This window comes from Streptomyces sp. NBC_00354 (assembly GCF_036106915.1).
Lineage (GTDB): Bacteria > Actinomycetota > Actinomycetes > Streptomycetales > Streptomycetaceae > Streptomyces.
Genome location: NZ_CP107983.1, coordinates 7,965,758 through 7,979,933, shown reverse-complemented (window position 1 = coordinate 7,979,933; position 14,176 = coordinate 7,965,758). Strand labels below are relative to the sequence as shown.

The 14,176-nt window shown below is 70.7% G+C and carries 11 protein-coding genes and 1 pseudogene; 5 read left to right on the top strand and 7 right to left on the bottom strand.

Annotated elements, in window-relative coordinates; genetic code table 11:
• Positions 1-92: 92 nt before the first annotated feature.
• Positions 93-323 (bottom strand): annotated as a pseudogene (locus tag OHT74_RS36605) (maleylpyruvate isomerase N-terminal domain-containing protein); the annotation flags it as partial.
• A gap of 523 nt (positions 324-846) precedes the next feature.
• Between OHT74_RS36605 and OHT74_RS36600 the strand changes: the two are divergent.
• A complete protein-coding gene (locus OHT74_RS36600; protein WP_328622634.1) occupies positions 847-1,374 on the top strand; it encodes a hypothetical protein in 528 nt (175 codons plus the stop codon).
• 127 nt (positions 1,375-1,501) lie between these two features.
• On the opposite strand, the gene OHT74_RS36595 is transcribed toward OHT74_RS36600, so the two are convergent.
• The 6 genes from OHT74_RS36595 to OHT74_RS36570 all read right to left on the bottom strand — a co-directional run bounded on the left by OHT74_RS36595 (position 1,502) and on the right by OHT74_RS36570 (position 8,186).
• Positions 1,502-2,134 (bottom strand): class I SAM-dependent methyltransferase, encoded by a 633-nt coding sequence (locus tag OHT74_RS36595; RefSeq protein ID WP_328622633.1) that lies wholly within the window; start codon positions 2,132-2,134, stop codon positions 1,502-1,504.
• Positions 2,135-2,327: 193 nt separating this feature from the next.
• Positions 2,328-2,840, bottom strand: a complete 513-nt coding sequence (locus OHT74_RS36590; protein ID WP_328622632.1) for a hypothetical protein — start codon at positions 2,838-2,840, stop codon at positions 2,328-2,330.
• Positions 2,841-3,037: 197 nt separating this feature from the next.
• Entirely contained in the window at positions 3,038-4,159 is a 1,122-nt protein-coding gene (locus OHT74_RS36585; RefSeq protein ID WP_266670872.1) for a nucleotide disphospho-sugar-binding domain-containing protein, read from the bottom strand.
• A 451-nt stretch (positions 4,160-4,610) separates the two neighbouring features.
• A complete protein-coding gene (locus tag OHT74_RS36580) occupies positions 4,611-5,219 on the bottom strand; it encodes a hypothetical protein (RefSeq protein WP_328622631.1) in 609 nt (202 codons plus the stop codon).
• Positions 5,220-5,507: 288 nt separating this feature from the next.
• The gene (locus OHT74_RS36575; RefSeq protein ID WP_328622630.1) at positions 5,508-7,577 is read right to left on the bottom strand and encodes a phosphocholine-specific phospholipase C; all 2,070 of its coding nucleotides are present in this window, start codon (positions 7,575-7,577) and stop codon (positions 5,508-5,510) included.
• Positions 7,578-7,982: 405 nt separating this feature from the next.
• Positions 7,983-8,186 (bottom strand): cold-shock protein, encoded by a 204-nt coding sequence (locus OHT74_RS36570; RefSeq protein WP_266670860.1) that lies wholly within the window; start codon positions 8,184-8,186, stop codon positions 7,983-7,985.
• Positions 8,187-8,578: 392 nt separating this feature from the next.
• On the opposite strand from OHT74_RS36570, the gene OHT74_RS36565 reads away from it, so the two are divergent.
• From OHT74_RS36565 to OHT74_RS36550, 4 genes are all read left to right on the top strand, one after another.
• Positions 8,579-9,799, top strand: a complete 1,221-nt coding sequence (locus OHT74_RS36565) for a cytochrome P450, cyclodipeptide synthase-associated (protein ID WP_328622629.1) — start codon at positions 8,579-8,581, stop codon at positions 9,797-9,799.
• 136 nt (positions 9,800-9,935) lie between these two features.
• Complete coding sequence (locus OHT74_RS36560) at positions 9,936-10,328, top strand: nuclear transport factor 2 family protein (RefSeq protein ID WP_328622628.1); 393 nt, start codon at positions 9,936-9,938, stop codon at positions 10,326-10,328.
• Positions 10,329-10,434: 106 nt separating this feature from the next.
• Complete coding sequence (locus OHT74_RS36555) at positions 10,435-12,441, top strand: ATP-binding protein (RefSeq protein ID WP_328622627.1); 2,007 nt, start codon at positions 10,435-10,437, stop codon at positions 12,439-12,441.
• Between the two features lie 125 nt (positions 12,442-12,566).
• A complete protein-coding gene (locus tag OHT74_RS36550; RefSeq protein ID WP_328622626.1) occupies positions 12,567-14,078 on the top strand; it encodes an MFS transporter in 1,512 nt (503 codons plus the stop codon).
• Positions 14,079-14,176 lie beyond the last annotated feature (98 nt).

The following is a 14,176-nucleotide window of genomic DNA, read 5'->3' as shown; positions in this document are numbered from 1 at the left end:
CGTCGACCGCCACGGTCACAGAGGCTCATGGCTGCATGACCGACCGGAATACGCTCCAGATGGACATCTGTGGCCTACCTCACGCAGATGTCCCGAGCCAGGTCCCATCCGTGCAGCACCAGTTCGTCGGCAGCCACCGCGGCCGCGATTTCGCCGGGCAGGTCCACGCCGCCCGCCCGGGTCATGCCGGTCCAGGCGGCCGGATCCTTCCAGGCTCCGGCCAGTTCGCCGAGGACCCTGGGCAGTTCCTCCCGCCAGCGGGCAGGCAGGGAGGGCGTGGCTGCGCCGGGGGCCGTGTCCGTCGTGGGACCCAGGTCCTTGCGGTCGCAACGCGCCCGCCGATCAGGCGCCGGACGGTCCGATGACGGTCAGGCTCGGCGGGTCGTGGTCGAGAAGCACGGCGCCCAGTGGCTCATGAACGCAGAGAGGGCGCGCAGCAGCGGCCCGGCGCGCGTGCCGCCTCGATCAGCACCTCGTACGTCTCCTGCCGGGCGTCATCCACTGGGGCTGGCGGGGCGTATGTCGTCCAGGGCCACCCCGTCGTGCCGGACCCGGGCGGCTCTGGCGGCCTCCGCCAGGTCGCATCGGCGTTCGTGCCGCAACATCAGGCATAGCATTCACCCTCAATCCATTGCAACGTCGAGGATGGATGCTGTTGCATTAGGTTCAAAGCGGTTGCAACGATTTCTCCGCCTCCACTTGCACTTATGCCGATTATGCGCAACAAATAAGTTGCTCGATCGATGAATGCAACGTAGCGTTTCACTCATGAGAAACAGCGGACCCGAAGGCTTCACAGGCCGGGAGGTGCCCGTTTCACAAAGGGAGCGATCAAAGGGGTCGGACATGGAGACAGCACAGAGCCGGCAGCAGGCGACACCCGGCGCCGTCACCGCCTTCGCCCGCTTCGTGCTCTGTGGCGGCGGAGTGGGACTCGCCTCCAGCCTCGCCGTGGCGGCCCTCGCCGTCTGGGTTCCTTGGGGCCTGGCCAACGCCCTGATCACGGCGGCTTCCACGCTCCTCACCACCGAGCTGCACGCACGCTTCTCCTTCGGCGCGGGCGGGCGCGCAACCTGGCGCCAGCATGCCCAGTCGGCCGGGTCCGCGGCGGCGGCGTATGCGGTGACCTGCGTGGCGATGCTTGTCCTGCACCAGCTGGTGGTGGCACCCGGTGCGCTGCTCGAGCAGGGCGTCTACCTGTCCGCCTCCGCAATCGCCGGTGTCGCCCGGTTCGCGGTGCTGCGCCTCGTCGTCTTCGCTCGGAGCCGCTCGCAGACCGCGGCTGCCGCCGTCCGCACCGCCCGTCCCGTACACGCGACCGCGCCCCGCGCCGCAGCACCGGCCGGCCCTGCGGAGCTCTGCCGCGCCGCATGACCGGCCCGCCGCACGGCATGCCGCGCAGGCCCGACCAGTTGGAGCGCACACGCCAACCGGCGACGGACTGTTCCGTGATCAACACGGTCCCCTTTGGAGAACTGTCGCCGGCCAACGCGGGCACGCTCTACTGGCGGCGGGCCAGCAAGTGGGCGTCGAGGAACCCGCGCTCGGAGGCCGGGTCGTGGAGCAGCCGGGCGAAAGTTGTGAGCCCGGCCCCGGTCAGCAACTCTGCGAACCGGTCCACCGGCCAGCTATAGGCGGGGGTCACCTTGTGGTCGAAGCGGACCGGCTCCGGTCCGTCGGTCGCGAAGAACGAGACCAGGAGCAGGCCCCCTGGTGCCAGGACACGCACCTGTTCGGCGAGCAGCACGGGCAATTCCCCGGGCGGAGTATGGATCATCGAGTAGTGGGCCAGCACCCCGCCGAGCGCGCGGTCCTCGACCGGCATGGCCTCCATCCGCGCCTCGTCGAACCGCAGCGCCGGATGGGCCCGCCGGGCATGGTCGACCATGCCCGGGGAGATGTCGAGCCCGAAGGCGTCCAGCTCCAGGTCGTGGAGCATGGCCGTCAGATGTCCGGGCCCGCACCCGATGTCGGCTGTCCGCAGGTTCCCCGTCCCGCGCACCAGCTCGGCGAAGGTGCCGATCATGGCCCGCGTGAACGGCCGCCGCGTCTGCAGCCGATCAGCGAACATCGACGCATAGAGCTCGACGATCCCGTCGTAGGCCGCCCTGGTCTCGTCCTGGTGTTCCACCACGGGACAGAAGCTAACATCCGCGCCGTTCACCGCCGTTCCCCGGCCCCGGGCCGCCCCCATCCGACGGACTGACCGTCCCGGCGCGTGATCACGGGGCAGTCCCTGGACCGCCAACCGGCTTCCCGCTGGGGAAGTCAAGCCGTGTCGGCAGCCGCTTCCGGCTTCAGCGAGGGACACATCATGCGGACCGTACTCACTCCCCGCCGACCATGTCGGATGGAGGCAGGGCCATCAGGGGGTCCTCGGCATGATGGATGGTGTGCGTGAGCGCGTTCTCGTAGGCGGGTCTGGGGAACACGAACGGTCCGATGGCGAGGTCTCCCCAGGCCGGGCGATGGGGTTGGCGGAAAGCGGACCAGGTGACGGTCTCAGGGGTGGCGGTGATGTGGGTGAACAGGGGCCAACATTCCCAGATGCCGCACGGGCAGCCCAGTACCGCGGTTGCATCCGTGGACGTGTGTCTGAGCTCCGGAGCGGCGTCGCCGAGGAAGTGGAGCACAGGGTCGCGAAGGTCGGACTCCGACATTCCGGCGTACTGGCGGAACAGGAAGTCCTCCGTGTCCTCCGGCGTCCTCTCGTAGTGGCTCTTCTCTTGCAGCCACAGGGGACGGGTTGCATCTGCCGCGTGGACACGCAGGTCGGACCCGTCTACGCGGATACCCCACAGGCGGGAGGACGTGTAGGTGAAGAACTCGATGTGCTGCATGGGAATCATCTTGTGGGATCACCACCGGAGGCTTGCGTCCAGGGTGGACTGCGGGGTCCGTCCCAGAACGCCTCACATCTGGAGTCCACGGGCTGAAGCCCGGCAGTGCGGGTGCCACTGGAGCCATTTCCGGCGGAAGCTGCCAACGCACGGTGGCGGGGCGACGGGCGCCCCGCCACCGGCGGCTGTGCTGCGTCCTACGAGGCGGCCAGGGCCTCCAGGGCGGGGACGGTTTCGGCCGGGGACGGCAGGGCGGCGTTCTCCGCCTGGAGGCGGGCGGCGGCCTCCTGCAGGGCCTGGTCGGTTATCAGGCGGGTGAGGAGCGGGGCGTCGACGTCGTCGGAGGCGGAGCGCAGAGCGGCGCCGGTCGCGGTGAGGGCGTCGGCGTTGGTGAAGTGGTCGGCGCCCTGCGGAAGCAGGAGCTGGGGCAGGCCGGCCTGCAGGGCGGTGAGCAGGGTGCCGGAGCCGCCGTGGTGGATCAGTGCGTCGGAGGCGGTCAGCAGCTCGGCAAGCGGGACCCAGGGCAGCGGGCGGACGTTGTCCGGGAGGGTGCCGAGCGGGGTGAGGTCGGCGTCGCCGACGGCGAGCAGGAACTCCGCGTCCACCGTGGCGGCGGCCTCGATCAGGCGGACGATGGCGCGGACGCCGTCCATCTCGGTGAGCACGGTGCCCAGGGTGACGGCGACGCGCGGGCGGGTGCCGCGGCGGAGCAGCTCGGCGGGGACGGTTCCGCCGCCGTTGTAGGGGATGTAGCGCATCCGCAGGCCGCCCGGGTCGCCGCCGAGCGAGGCGGGGACGATGTTCAGCGCGGTGGGCTCGGCAGGGCCGGCCACCTTGTACGTCTCGTACGCCTCGGTGAAGTTGGCGGCGAGTCGGCCGACCATGTCGATGCCGGACGTGACGCCGAAGTTCTGGATCACCGATGGGATCTTGAGCTTTGCCGCGACCAGCGGGGCGGAGGCCTGAAAGGAGTCGTAGACGAGCAGGTCCGCGCCCCAGTTGTCGGCGGCGTCCAGCAGGCCCTCCACGGTGGGGCGGGAGACGAGCGCGAAGCCGTGGGCCGCCCTGTCGAGAATCTGGTCCGATGTCATGTCGGTGGCGACGTAGCGCACCTCCTCGCCGGTGGACTGCTCGAACACGTCCCGGATGGTGCGGCCGTCGCCGATCTCGACGATCGGAAAACCTGCCTCGCGGAGGCGGTTCAGCGGCTGCGAGCTCGCGAACAGCACCTCGTGGCCGGCGGCGCGCAATGCCTGCGCCGTCGGGATCATCGGGAACAGGTGGCCGGCCGCGGCCGGTCCGGTGAAGAGTATGCGCACGGTTTCTCCTTGCCAGTGGTCTACCGGTCCAGGACGAGTCGTGCGGGCTCGCCCCGGTTCGCTTCACTGAACTGACGGGAAGGCAGCTTGTGTTCCCCGACGAGGATCGATAACCGGACATTCTGGAATGCGCCAGCCGGGCACGCAGATCAGCAAGAGAGTGCCAGTACCTCATCAGTCAACGCTTGCCCTGCATGTACGGCCAGGGCCTGGATGCCAGCTGCCGGCCGACTCTTGACGAGGGCGGGCGGGACTCCTCGGGCAGGCCGCAGCCGCACCCCATCGACCACGCCGCGTCGACGCTGTACCGGCAGGCACTGTGCGGCACCGGTAAGGCTCCGCAGGGCCCGGCTGCCACCCGTAGCCCGGCCTGCGGGCCCGGTCGGACGTCGCAGAGGGTTCGGCTTCGGGGCGGCGGCTCGAGGGGATGCCCACGGGCCAGGGCGGTTGTTCAGCTGGAGTAGGGGCTCCACTGGCCGAAGCGTGCCAGCTCCTTGCGGGCGGCGTCCTCATCGAGGCCGAGCGCGGCGGCGGCCTGGGCGGCATTCAGGTCCTGTCGTGCGGCGCGAGCGGCCCGGTAGCCGGACCGCTCGGCCGTGATCTGCGTCCGCCGAGCGGCTCGTACCGCCGCGATGGGGGAGGTCTTGGCCAGCTTGTCGATCTCCTCCTCCAGACGCTCCAGAAGGACGGTGAGGCTGTCCGGCAGGGGGACGGTCGTCGCCTCGACTGCGACGGTGTGCCCGTCCCAGTCCCGCACACAGGCATCCGCCTCGTCGTCGGCAGCCTCGGCGAGTTCCTGCTCGCCGATCGCCTCCCAGTCCAGACGGTGCTCGGGTCCGGCCCAGCCGCAGCAGCACACCGCACGCAGCGCCGCCGCCCGCGGCACGCGGGGGAAGCGGCCGTCATAGACACTCCACTCGGACGTCGAGTGGACGTGGGGCCCCGACCCGGTGTCGAAGTAGGCCGGGCCCGGCACGCTGCCGTCAGCCAGGAGCACTCCGACCGTGCCCTCGTGCGAGGTGCCGAACTCCTCCGTCGTCCACGTCTCCCGCTCGCCCATGACACACCCCTCCAGCAACCAGCCCGCCGTCTCCGGACACCCCGGTCAGGGGTGCCGGAGTACGACGATGCCGCAGCAAGCACCGCCGGCACACCCGAATCCACGAATGAGGCGCTGGGACAGCAACGGCCCGCTGAAGCCCGGCCGCTGCGCGCAAGAGGCTGGGCCAGGGTGATCAGGCTGATCCCCAGTTCCGTCCCGACGCCGTAGCGGGCCCGGGCAGGGCCGCGCTCGGCAGGGGCCTCGAGCGGCCCGCTCCTCGGAGGGCTCCGAGGAGCGGGGCTCGGGTCAGGAGGACTGGTTCGTCAGGATCGCCGGGTCCGAGAGGCCGGCTGCGCCGGTTTCGACCTTGCCGGCGAAGCGGCGGCGAAACTCCGGGGATTCGGATGCGGTGACCGTCACGTCGTACCAGCGTCGCGTGTTCTTCAGGGGAACGGTGTACGTGACGGTGGCGCCCTTGGCGACCGTGAGTCGCTTCGGCCCGCCTCCGTAGGCGTTGGTAACCGTGAGCGTCGCGGTCGACGCTCCGGCGTTGGTGAGGGTGAGGTCCAGGTTCCCCGTGGTGGCGTTGTGGCGGGCCGTGACCTCGGGGCCGGGGGTGGTGCCGGGGTTGCGGAAGCCGCGCAGGAAGCCGTTGGGGCCGTGGACGGTCAGGTCGGTGACCCCGGCCGAGTAGCGGGTGTTCCAGGCGTCCGCGATCGACTTGCCGGCCTCGGTGGTGTACGTCCAGGGGGCGTCGGTCCGGTTGCCGGAGGTGACGTAGAACTGCGCGCCCAGGTCCGGGCCGCCGCTGAACGTCAGTCGGAACTTGCCCTCATCGGTGAGTGCGGTGCCGTCCACGTACGGGGCGTACTTGAGCGGACGCGTGGGGCACAAGCCCTTCTCCTGGCGCGGCATGGTCGCCACGGCCGGCGGGGTGGCCCGGAAGTCGGGGTGGCGCTCGCGGTCCTGCGGCTCCCAGCCGCCGGTGTCGGGCAGCCGGACCGTGCCGGTGTCCGTGCGGGCGAAGTCGAAGGCGGAGGTCAGGTCACCGCAGACGGCGCGGCGCCAGGGCGAGATGTTGGGCTCCTGCACACCGAAGCGCTTCTCCATGAAGCGGATGACGGAGGTGTGGTCGAAGGTCTCGGAGCAGGAGTAGCCGCCGGTGCTCCACGGCGAGACCACGAGCATCGGAACGCGCGGGCCCAGTCCGTACGGCCCGGCGACGTAGCCGGCCTTGCCGGGGAAGACGTCGAGCGCGGTCGGCACGGTCGACAGGCCCTGGTTGGCGTCCGCGGGGGCGTACGGCGGGACGACGTGGTCGAAGAAGCCGTCGTTCTCGTCGTAGGTGATGAACAGCGCGGTACGGGCCCACACGTCGGGGTTGGAGGTCAGCGCGTCCAGCACCTGCGCGATGTACCAGGCGCCGAAGTTGGCCGGCCAGTTGGAGTGCTCGCTGAAGGCCTCGGGGGCGGCGATCCAGGAGACCTGGGGCAGGGTGCCGGCGGTGACGTCGGCGCGCAGCTTGTCGAAGTAGCCCTCGCCGGTCCTGGCGTCGGTGCCGGTGCGGGCCTTGTCGTACAGCGGGGTGCCGGGCTGGGCGCCCCGGTAGTTGTTGAAGTAGAGCAGCGAGTTGTCGCCGTAGTTGCCGCGGAAGGCGTCGTTGATCCAGCCCCAGGAACCGGCGGCGTCGAGGCCGTTGCCGATGTCCTGGTAGACCTTCCAGGAGATGCTGGCCGCCTCCAGGCGCTCCGGGTAGGTGGTCCAGCCGTAGCCGGCCTCGGCATTGTTGAGGACCGGGCCGCCGCCCTTGCCGTCGTTGCCGGTGTGGCCCGACCAGAGGTAGTAGCGGTTGGGGTCGGTCGAGCCGATGAACGAGCAGTGGTAGGCGTCGCAGATGGTGAACGCGTCGGCAAGGGCGTAGTGGAACGGGATGTCGTCGCGGGTCAGGTGGGCCATGGTGGCCAGCGTCTTGGCGGGCACCCAGTTGTCGTACTTGCCCTTGTTGAAGGCGCTCTGGCCGCCGGCCCAGTCGTGGTTGAGGCCCTGGAGGTACTCCATGCCGAGGTCGTCGGACGGAGGCCGGAACGGCAGCGTCTCCTTGCCCGCATTGTCGGTCTGGTGCCAGACGGACTTGCCGCTGGGCAGGGTCACCGGGCGCGGGTCGCCGAAGCCACGGACACCGCGCAGCGCACCGAAGTAGTGGTCGAAGGAACGATTCTCCTGCATCAGGACCACGACGTGCTCGACGTCGGCGATGGTGCCGGTCGTCCCCTGCGCGGGGATGGCGGCGGCGCGCGCGATGCTCTCGTTGAGCATGGTCAGGGCGGCGGCGCCGCCGGTGAGCTGGAGAAAGCGGCGGCGGTTGAGTTCTGCCATGGCGAGAGGGACCTCTGCTTCGGTCGAGAAGTGCTTGAGCGCCCCCAGGACATCGTGCACGGGGTACCGGAGAGGGAGCCTGGCGTGACGGCGGCGAATACACCAGGCGAACGGCAGCCGGATTCCGCAGGAGTTCGGCCATTCCCCGGTCGCCGCCGATGTGCGTGTGGCGTCTCGCCGGGTAGCACCTCGCCAGGTGGCACCTCGTCGACCCCGTCGGGCTCTGCGGCCGGGACGGCGGCGCCGACGGTCGTGCGGCGCGAGGCATGTAACGCCGCCGTGCACAGTTCGGGGCGCGGGACCCCCTGACCCGTTCGCTGCCTCTTATCGGCAGGGACACGGTGCGGAAGCCGGCCCGCCCCCGGAGCGCATGCTCCGGGGGCGGGTGGATCCGGGCTGCGCGGATCAGGCAGCGGTGATGTTCTCCGCCTGCGGGCCCTTCTGGCCCTGCGTGATGTCGAACGTCACGGCCTGGCCCTCCTGGAGCTCGCGGTAGCCGCTGGAGTTGATGTTGGAGTAGTGGGCGAAGACGTCGGGGCCGCCGCCGTCCTGCGCGATGAAACCGAATCCCTTTTCGGCGTTGAACCACTTCACGGTTCCGCTGGCCATGGTGTTGCCCTCTCAGTCGATGTCGGGCCCGCACCACGCGGCCCCGGAGGTGATCGCCCTGGTCCGGCACTGCACAGCAAAACGCCCACGCCAGGGCGCGGGCAGGGACTGCGAACCACGACAGCTGCTGCTGACGCTACACGCAGGAGCGTCCCGTCACCAGAGAGCGACGATCACTGTTTGCCGGGAACGGGGCCCGCGAGCGCTGACGTCCCCGGACAGATCGGGCGAACCGCCATCCGACACGGCGTCACCACCCGGGGCGAGCGGAACCTGTGCCGTCGTTCTTCCGTCCTGCAGGCCGGGTGGGTCCGCCTGCTTGCTCCCTCGCGAACGCATGGGCCCCGGCTCCTGCCCGTTCCGTGCACCGCGCACCTTGAGAGGTCCTCGCAATGCCCGTGGTCAACCCCAACTTCAGCGTCCTGTCCGAGGACTTTGCCGCAGACCCTTACCGCTACTTCGCACAGCTGAGGGAGCAGGCTCCGGTGCACTACGAGCCGGCGATCGACAGCTACTTCCTCTCCCGCTACGAGGACGCGAAGCGGGTACTGACCGACCACGAAGCGTTCACCACCGAGACGCTGCAGGTGCGCGCCGAGCCGGTCATGCGCGGGCCGGTCCTCGCCCAGATGACCGGGGCCGAACACACCGCCAAGCGCAAGATCGTCGTACGGGGCTTCACCGGCCAGGCTCTCCGGAACCAGATACGCGCCATCCACGCCAACGCCGCGGAACTCATGGGCCCTTTCCTTGCTCAGGGCCGGGTGGACCTGGTCAACGACTTCGGCAAGCCCCTCGCCGTCCACGTGACGCTCGACGTCCTCGGCCTGGACAGACAGGACTGGCAGCAGGTGGCTGCCTGGCACAGCGGGGTCGCCGAGTTCATCACCAGCATGACCCTCACCCCCGAGCGCCGCCGGCACTGCATGGACTGCGCCGAGCAGTTGGAGGCTTATCTCCTCCCCGTCATCGAACAGCGGCGCCACCAGCCCGGCGACGACCTGATATCGAAGCTGTGCACCGCCGAGTTCGACGGAATCGCCATGAGCGATCGCGACGTAACCGCACTGATCATCAACGTTCTGGCTGCCTCCACCGAGCCCGCGGACAAGACTCTCGCCCTGCTCTTCAAGCACCTGATCGACCACCCCGAACAGATGGCGCAGGTCCGCCGGGACCCGGACCTGCTGGCCGCCGCGATCGCCGAGACCCTGCGCTTCACCCCGCCGGTCCAGCTCATTCCCCGCCAAGCCGGGAAGAACTCCGTGTTCGCCGGCGTCACCGTCCCGGCGGGTGCCACCGTCTTCTGCATGATCGGCGCGGCCAACCGCGACCCCGAGGCCTTCGCCGCCCCGGACGCCTTCGACATCCACCGCCCGGACCTGGGCACCGCCCGCTCCTTCACCGCAGCCGCCCAGCACCTGGCCTTCGGTACCGGACTCCACCAGTGCGTCGGCGCGGCGTTCGCGCGCGCCGAGATCGAGACCGTCGCCGCGATGCTCCTGCCCCAGCTCGACCAGGTGCGCTACAGCCCCGGCTTCCGCTACCGGGAGACCGGCCTGTACACGCGAGGCCCCGTCTCTCTGTCGCTGGACTTCACCCCCGTCCACTGAGGCGGACGGCCGGGACCGACGGCCGCCTCTCCCCCGGCTTCTGCCGGGTACCGTCCTGCGCGGCCACCTCCCGGAGCCAGGACCTTCGTATCCTCCCTACTCCCCTACTCCCCTACTCCCCTAGGCGAAGACAACCATGACATCGACCGACATAGCCCGAGCCATCAACGACTTGCTGTTCAGCCCGGGCGCCGACCTCGCCGAAGCCCTCGACCGGCACTTCACCCCCGACTACCGCCAGCGCACCAACGGCGTGTGGAGTGACCGGACTTCCTTCGCCCGGCACATCACACGCCTGCGCTCCCTGATCCGCAGCGGACACATCGAGGTCCACGATGAGCTCCGCGACGGACTGCGCTATGCCGACCGCCACACCGTCACCCTCAGCCACCACGACGGCCACACGTCGCGCACCGAGGTCTACCTCTTCGCCGAACTGGCCCCCGACGGCCGCTTCCAACGCGTGGAGGAAACAACCCTCCTGATCACCGGTCAGCTCGATGATGAGAACCTCGGGCTCATCAAGTGACATGGGCGGGCCTTCAACGAGCGTCGCTCGGTGAAGGCCCCCCTCCATTAGGATCTCCGCCCGACGGGTCGGGTCCGGGTGGTACACAAGGAGGACGGGAGCCGCCATGGTGTCCGTAGGGGAACGACTGAGCAGAGCGCGCGTACGGGCCTTCATCGGCCGGGACGAGGAACTCGGGCGCTTCGAGGAGGCGTTGGCCGGCGATCCGCAGGCGCCGTTCGCGTTCTACGTGTGCGGGCCGGGGGGCATCGGGAAGTCGTCGCTGCTGCGGCGCCTGGCGGACCACGCCCGTACGGCCGGCCGGCTGCTCGTCGAACTCGACGGCCGGTTCGTCAGCCGGGACCCGGCCGACTTCGAGCACGCTGCCGGTACGTTCCTGGACGTTCCGGGCACGGTCCTGTTCGTGGATTCCTTCGAGCACTGCCAGTGGCTGGAGAGCTGGCTGTGGCACCACTTCCTGCCCCGCGCCGCGGACGACACCCTGGTCGTCCTGGCCGGCCGGCGCGCTCCGCAGCCGCAGTGGACCGCCGACCCCGCCTGGTCCCGGCTCCTGCACGTGACCGAACTGGAGCCGTTCTCCGATGAGCAGGCCCGGAGCCTCCTGGTGGCGGCGCAGATCCGGCCCGAGCTACGGGACCGGGTGCTCCGCTTCGCCGGAGGCAACCCGTTGGCCCTGTCCCTCGCGGCCGCGGCAGGATCGGCGGGCTGCGGCAGGGAGGAGATCTGGGCCCCCACCGCGGACATCCTGCGCACCCTGCTGGCGGGGCTGATCGGGGAGGTGCCCACGGCGGTCCACCGCCGCGCCTTGGAGGTGGCGGCGCAGGCCCACTCGACGTCCGAGGAACTGCTCGCCGCGGTGCTGCCCGGGGAGGATGCCCATCTGCTCTTCTCCTGGCTGCGGGACCTGCCCTTCATGGAGTCCACACACCGGGGGCTCCACCCGCACGACGCCGCACGCGAGACGCTGGCCGCCGACCTGCGCTGGCGAGCGCCCAACGCCTTCGAGGCGATGCGCCAGCGCCTGGCGGACGAGTACCTGCGCATCCTGCGCGAGGCGCCCGAGGAGCGGGTGTGGACCGTCACCGACGAGCTCTTCTACCTCTTCCGGGAGGGCGAGACCCTGGCCCGGCTGCGCTCCTGGTCCCGCGAGGACGAGGTGCACGACCGTCCTCTGCACCCGGATGACATCGATGCCGTGCTGCGCATGGCCGAGGAGACCGAGGGGGCCGCCTCCGCGGAACTGGTCCGCTATTGGGCGCAGCGTCAGCCGCAGGCATTCAGCGTCTACCGTCTCGTGGACACGGGCCGGATCGTGGCGTTCACGGCCCGGCTGGCTCTGCCGGCCCCTCCCGACCCCCGGGACCTGGCCACCGATCCCGTCGTCGCCGCCGCGTGGCAGTACACCGATGCCACTGCGCCGGTGAGCCCCGGCGAACACATCGGCGTCAGCCGCTTCTCGATCTACCCCGAGCGGTACCAGGTTCCCTCGCGCGTCATCGACCTGAGCAGTTCCCGGGCCCAGGCGGAGGCTGCCCGCGCCCGCGGCCGCGCCTTTGGCTTCGCCGTCTTCCGGGACGCCGAGACCTGGGCCGAGCGCGTCAAGGGCACCCTCAGCGACACCGGGGCGCGCCCGCGGGTCGGTGAGCACACCTACGGACTGTTCGGCGTCGACTGGCGTCGGATACCGGTGGAGGCATGGCTTCAACGCTTCATATCGGCCACCGAGTCACTGCCGCCTGTGCCGGCCGGACCGTCACCCGTCTCGCGTACCACGTTCGACCAGGCCGTGCGTGAAGCGTTGGCCCACTGGCGCGATGCGGGCGCCTTCGCCGCCTGCGCCCTGCTGCGCACCCGTCTCGCGGCCGACTTCGGTGACCCTGTCGGGGAGTTGCGTGCCCTGCTCAGCCAGGCCGTCGACGACCTCGCCCGTGACCCGCGCGGAGTGCGCGCCCGCGAGGCCCTGACGGCGGGCTACTTCTCCGGTGCGCCCACTCAGGAAGCCGCCGCCCGCCGTCTCGGGCTTCCGTACGGCACCTACCGTCGCCACCTGCGTCAGGGCCTGGACCTGCTCTGCGAAGCGTTGTGGCAGCAGGAGCTGCACGGCTCCCGGTAGCAACGGCAGAGGCGTGGCCCCGGCAGGACCGGCAGGACCGGGTGGACAGGTGCGGACAGGAGTGGACAGCGCCCGTTCCTGCCGGGCCTGGATAGTGGACACCGCCTGACACGAGTCTGTGCGGCATGAACGTTGCACGCACGGAGACGGACCAGGCAGCTGCTCGAGCTCCCCGGCCGGGAATCACGCTCGCGGCGCTGGCCGCCGCTCAGTTCACCGTCATGCTCGCCACTTCCATCGTGAACGTGGCGCTCCCGCAGATCCGCGCCGGGGTCGGCCTCTCGGACGGCGGGACCACCTGGGTGGTCAACGCCTACGGCCTGGCGTTCGGGGCGCTGCTCCTCGCGGGCGGCCGGGCGGCCGATCTCCTCGGCCGCCGAAGGGTGCTGGTCTTCGGCCTCGCGCTGTTCGCGGCGGCGTCACTGGCAGCGGGACTGGCTGCATCCGCAAGCGTGCTGATCGCGGCTCGCGCCGTCCAGGGCCTTGGTGCCGCGGCCATCGCCCCGGCCGCGCTCGCCCTGGCGATGGATCTGTTCCCGCCCGGACCCGGGCGGGGCAGAGCGCTGGGCGTGTGGGGCGCGGTCTCCGGTGCGGGAGGGGCGGGCGGCGTCCTGCTGGGTGGTGTTCTCACCCAGGCGTGGGGCTGGCCCTGGATCTTCCACTCCGTGGCGCTCGGGGCGGCGCTGGTCCTGGTCGCCGTGGCGGCGCTGGTGCCACGGGCGCCCGGACGGAAGGACGGCCGTTTCGATCTGCTGGGCACCGCCGTCGTCACCCTGGCCCTGACCTTCCTGGTCTGGGGACTGACCACCGCACGCGGCGCCGGCTGGACGGACGCCCGGGTACTGGGCTCACTCGTCGGAGCCGCCACGCTGCTCGCAGCCTTCGCCGTGATCGAGCTTCGCCGGCCGAACGCGCTCATACCGCCACGCCTGTTCGCCGCCGGCCGGGTCGTCGTGGGCAACCTGCTGATGGCCCTGCTGGGGTCCGTGTGGATCGCGCTGTTCTTCTTCCTGCCGCTCTACCAGCAACAGGTCCTCGGGGAGGATCCCCTGACCACCGGAGTGGGCCAACTCCCGCTCGCCGGAGCCAACATGCTCGGCGCGGCCGTGGCACCCCGCATCTCGCGGCGCATCGGCGCCACCGCAACGGTGACCGCAGCCCTGTTCACCGAGGCGGCGGGCCTGCTGTGGCTGTCCGGCATCAGCGCCCACGGCAGCTACCTCGTGGACATCCTCGGTCCGAGCATCCTGGTCGGCCTCGGCCTGAGCATCGCCTTCGTCCAGCTCACCGCACTCGCCGTGGACGGCGTCCCGCCGCAGGACGCGGGGCTGGCCGGCGGCCTGGTGAACACCACCCGCCAGGTCGGAGGCGCGATCGGCCTCGCCGCGCTGGCGACCCTGGCCGGTTCCGTCACCGGGCACGCCGCGGTCCACCAGCCGCACCTGGAGGCTCTCACCGCGGGCTACCGCACCGCCTTCACGGTCTCGGCCGCAGTCCTGGCCGCCACCGCACTCCTCGCGCTGTTCCTCACCCGCGGCACCGGCACGCGCACCGCAACCACCGCCGCCCACCCGGCTTCCGATCCGCAACCCTCCCGTCCGCAACCCTCCCGTCCACAACCCTCCCGAACCCCCTGAGCCGGCTGAGCCGAGCGGCGCCCCGGTCGAGGCCGCGGCCGACGACCTCGGCAAAGCCCTCCAGAACTCCCTCGACAAAGACCCGTGCCGAACACGCT

Coding starts and splice junctions, on each gene's coding strand:
- OHT74_RS36600 (WP_328622634.1), top strand. CDS start 847: ATGGAGACAGCACAGAGCCGGCAGCAGGCGACACCCGGCGCCGTCACC.
- OHT74_RS36590 (WP_328622632.1), bottom strand. CDS start 2,840: ATGCAGCACATCGAGTTCTTCACCTACACGTCCTCCCGCCTGTGGGGT.
- OHT74_RS36580 (WP_328622631.1), bottom strand. CDS start 5,219: ATGGGCGAGCGGGAGACGTGGACGACGGAGGAGTTCGGCACCTCGCAC.
- OHT74_RS36575 (WP_328622630.1), bottom strand. CDS start 7,577: ATGGCAGAACTCAACCGCCGCCGCTTTCTCCAGCTCACCGGCGGCGCC.
- OHT74_RS36570 (WP_266670860.1), bottom strand. CDS start 8,186: ATGGCCAGCGGAACCGTGAAGTGGTTCAACGCCGAAAAGGGATTCGGT.
- OHT74_RS36565 (WP_328622629.1), top strand. CDS start 8,579: ATGCCCGTGGTCAACCCCAACTTCAGCGTCCTGTCCGAGGACTTTGCC.
- OHT74_RS36560 (WP_328622628.1), top strand. CDS start 9,936: ATGACATCGACCGACATAGCCCGAGCCATCAACGACTTGCTGTTCAGC.
- OHT74_RS36555 (WP_328622627.1), top strand. CDS start 10,435: ATGGTGTCCGTAGGGGAACGACTGAGCAGAGCGCGCGTACGGGCCTTC.
- OHT74_RS36550 (WP_328622626.1), top strand. CDS start 12,567: ATGAACGTTGCACGCACGGAGACGGACCAGGCAGCTGCTCGAGCTCCC.